The organism is Mesorhizobium sp. M7A.F.Ca.CA.004.04.2.1 (assembly GCF_004022825.1).
Lineage (GTDB): Bacteria > Pseudomonadota > Alphaproteobacteria > Rhizobiales > Rhizobiaceae > Mesorhizobium.
In genome coordinates this window covers 1-3,308 of sequence record NZ_RZPH01000689.1, presented here as the reverse complement: position 1 = coordinate 3,308, position 3,308 = coordinate 1, and the positions used below count along the sequence as shown (strand labels likewise).

Genomic DNA, 3,308 nt, shown 5'->3' with positions numbered 1-3,308 from the left:
GGCCTCTCCTATCTGGCGACCAACGACGAGGACAACGCCTTTTCCGATTTCAACATGGCGATCAAGCTCGACGGCAGGAATGCCGAGGCCTGGTCCAACCAGGCGCTGATCTATGAGCGGCGCGGCGACAAGGCGAAGGCCGCGAAATCCTATAAGGAAGCCGTTCGCCTCGACCCTACCTACCAGCCGGCCAAGGATGGCCTCGCCCGCGTCAGCTGATCTCGGTTTCGGCAAGCGCTTCCCATACGAATCCGCGTGACATCCAAGTGCCGCGGGATCCTTTGCGTGTCCTAAAGGACGCACTTCGCAACCGGGCATTAACCCAGGCAGGAGGCTTTCGGCCCCTGCCTTGATCGCGCCAAGTTTTCAGCGGAACGGTCTACCCACCCAAGCCGTTGTTGAAAGTATTTTGCGAAAGGACCCTCCCATGATCAAGAAACTCGCCTGCGCCGCTGCCCTCGCCACGACGATGTTCGCGGTGGCTCCGGCCAGCGCCGGCAAGCTGCAACTCGGCACGCTCGATTGCACCATCGACGGCGGCACCGCTTATATCGTCGCTTCCAACAAGGGCGTGTCCTGTGTCTTCCGGCCTCATCATCACGGGCCGTCCGAGATTTACACAGGCATCATCTCCAAGATCGGCCTCGATGTCGGCCAGACGCATCAGGGCCAGCTCGTCTGGGCCGTGCTGGCCGCGACCCGGGATCGTGACGGAGGCGATCTCGCCGGCAGCTACTACGGTGTCAACGCCGAGGCGAGCGTGGTGACCGGCGGCGGCGCCAATCTGCTGGTTGGCGGCCTGGACAGCGCCGTCATGCTGGAGCCGCTCAGCGTCCAGGCGCAGACCGGCGTCAACCTTGCCGTGGCCGTGACCTCGCTCCAGCTGATCCACTCATTCAAGTGATTGCATGGAGCCGTGCGCTCCATGACCCCTCACCCCGCGGCGCGGAACCAGATAGGATGGTTTCGCGCCGTTTGATTTTGGGGGGGAACCATCATGCTGAAGACAGCCATAGCTGCCGCCATGTTCACGACGCTATCCGGAGCGGTGCAGGCGCAGGACCGAGGCATGGAAGTCGGTACGCTTGACTGCGCCATAGGCGGCGGCACCGGCTTCATCTTCGGCTCGAGCAAGGATCTGAGCTGCACCTTCAACCCCGCCGACAAAAGCTTCGCGCCGGAAGCCTATTTCGGCGCCGTCAACAAATACGGCCTCGACATCGGCACGACGAAGCAGACGGTCATGCAGTGGATCGTGCTGACGCCGCTGAAGAACATCTATGCGCCGGGTGCGCTGGCCGGCGACTATATCGGCGCCAGCGCGGAGGTGACGGCCGCCGTCGGCGCCGGCGCCAATCTGCTGGTCGGCGGCTCCTCTCAGGCCTTCACCTTGCAGCCGCTCAGCTTGCAGACGCAGACCGGCATGAACCTCGCGATCGGCGTCAGCCAATTCCAGCTGCGCAGCACCGAGAATTGATCGCGCAACGAAGCCCGCCAACCGAAGGGGCATCCGCGCGAACGGCCCTCAAAAAAACGCTTGAGCTCAACCCCGGTTGAGGTTTTACAAGCCTGCCCCGAGCGCAACAACGCCTCGATCCAGCGCTGTCGATCCGCATGGTCCTGCCGGAAACCCGTACTGGCTTCTGGCGTCCTGCGCTGGCGTCGAGATATGCAAGACGGGGGTGGAAATGACCGAGATCAGCACGAACAGGGTCGACTGGCGCGTATTGTGGGCAAGCGGCGACCTGGCGCGCTTCTGCTTCATCAGCCTCGGCATCCTGCTGCACGCCACCAACGAAACGATGGTGGCAACGGTGATGCCGGCCATGGTCGGCGAACTGGCGGGCGTACAGCTCGTCGGCTGGTCGCTGGCGATCTACGAACTCGGCGCCATCGTTGCCGGCGCGGCCGCCGGACGACTGGTGAGTTATGTCCCCTTGCGCACCAACATGGTGGTCGCCGCGCTGCTCTACGCAACAGGCGCGCTGATATGCGCCACCTCGCCTTCCATGCAACTGTTCCTCGCCGGCCGCCTGATCGAAGGACTTGGCGGCGGTGCGCTGGTGTCGCTGGCCTTCGTCTCGGTCGAACGACTGTTCTCGCGCGCCATCTGGCCGCAGCTTTTCGGCATCATGTCGGCGATCTGGGGCGTCGCCGCCTTCAGCGGACCATTGCTCGGCGCGATCATGACCGAGCTGTTGTCATGGCGCTGGGCCTTCGGCATCTTCACACTCGGCGGCGCCGCCATGGCGCTGGCAAGCTTCCTCGTGCTCGACACGCCGCAGGCGACGAAACCCAAGACGAGCACGGGTAAGGCGCCGCCCTTCCCGTTCGCGGCCCTTGGCTGCCTTGCCGTCGCCGTGGTGTTGATCGCCTCGGCCGGCGTCGACATCGCCTTGCTGCGCTCTTCGCTGCTGATGGCCTTCGGCCTCATCGGCCTGGTGCTGTTCTTCACCATCGACGCGCTGAAGCCGCGTTCGCGGCTGTTCCCGGCGCGGCTGTTCTCATGGCGCACGCCGGTCGGCGCCGGCATGACCATGGTTGCCGCCTTTTCGGTGGCGACCTGTTCCTTCGGCGTCTACGGACCGCTGTTGCTGACCAGCCTTCACGACATTCCGCTGCTGACCACCGGCTACATCATCGCCGCCGAATCGATAGCCTGGTCGATCCTCTCGATCCTGGTCGCCAACGCGCCGCCGCAGCGCGAGCGGCTGATCATCGTCGGCGGCGCAGTGATGATCGCGGCCGGCATCGCCGGCTTTGCGTATGCGATACCCCTGGGCTCCGTCCCGCTGATCCTGATATGTGCCCTGTTGCAGGGCGGCGGCTTCGGCATCGCCTGGCCGTTCCTGACGCGCGTCATCGTCGCCTCCGCCCCGGAGGGCGAGCAGACCATCGCCTCGGCGGCGGTGCCGACCATGCAGCGCATCGGCTATGCCGTGGGCGCCGCACTCGCCGGCATCGTCGCCAACGCCAGCGGCTTTTCGCAAGGCCTGAACCACGACGCGGCGGCGAATGTCGCGTCGTGGTTGTTTCTTGCCTTCGTGCCGCTCGGCATTGTTGGCTGCCTCGCGGCTTTGCGGGTTTCCAGACCGCTTGGCCAGCCACGGGAAGCTATCGGCTAAAACCTGGCCTGCTCATTCGGCCTCGCGCAGGCGGTAGCCGACGCCGGTCTCGGTGGTGATGTAGCGCGGCTGGTCGGGGCTCTTCTCGATCTTTTGCCTGAGCTGCCGGACATAGACCCTGAGATACTGCACATCGGTCGAATCGCCCCAGACCTGCTTCAAAAGGAAATGATGGGTCAGCAC

5 protein-coding genes are annotated in these 3,308 nt (G+C 64.6%); 4 read left to right on the top strand and 1 reads right to left on the bottom strand.

Going from position 1 to position 3,308, the window contains the following annotated elements; genetic code table 11:
• The 4 genes from EN893_RS25270 to EN893_RS25255 form a co-directional block, all read left to right on the top strand.
• On the top strand, nt 1–219 hold a 219-nt coding region (locus EN893_RS25270), incomplete at its 5' end, for a tetratricopeptide repeat protein (protein ID WP_128361856.1).
• A 208-nt stretch (nt 220–427) separates the two neighbouring features.
• Nucleotides 428–904: a DUF992 domain-containing protein gene (locus EN893_RS25265; protein ID WP_127267751.1), complete on the top strand. Its 477-nt coding sequence runs from the start codon at nt 428–430 to the stop codon at nt 902–904.
• Nucleotides 905–997: 93 nt separating this feature from the next.
• Nucleotides 998–1,477: a DUF992 domain-containing protein gene (locus tag EN893_RS25260; protein ID WP_023810132.1), complete on the top strand. Its 480-nt coding sequence runs from the start codon at nt 998–1,000 to the stop codon at nt 1,475–1,477.
• Between the two features lie 211 nt (nt 1,478–1,688).
• Nucleotides 1,689–3,125, top strand: coding sequence for an MFS transporter (locus tag EN893_RS25255; protein ID WP_127267750.1), 1,437 nt, complete (start codon nt 1,689–1,691; stop codon nt 3,123–3,125).
• 12 nt (nt 3,126–3,137) lie between these two features.
• Here EN893_RS25255 and EN893_RS25250 read toward each other — a convergent pair.
• Nucleotides 3,138–3,308, bottom strand: a 171-nt coding sequence (locus EN893_RS25250; RefSeq protein WP_164901090.1) for a helix-turn-helix domain-containing protein, incomplete at its 5' end; no start/stop codon positions are given.

Excerpts from the sequence above, each read along its gene's own strand:
- EN893_RS25265 (WP_127267751.1), top strand. The coding sequence starts at position 428 with ATGATCAAGAAACTCGCCTGCGCCGCTGCCCTCGCCACGACGATGTTC.
- EN893_RS25260 (WP_023810132.1), top strand. The coding sequence starts at position 998 with ATGCTGAAGACAGCCATAGCTGCCGCCATGTTCACGACGCTATCCGGA.
- EN893_RS25255 (WP_127267750.1), top strand. The coding sequence starts at position 1,689 with ATGACCGAGATCAGCACGAACAGGGTCGACTGGCGCGTATTGTGGGCA.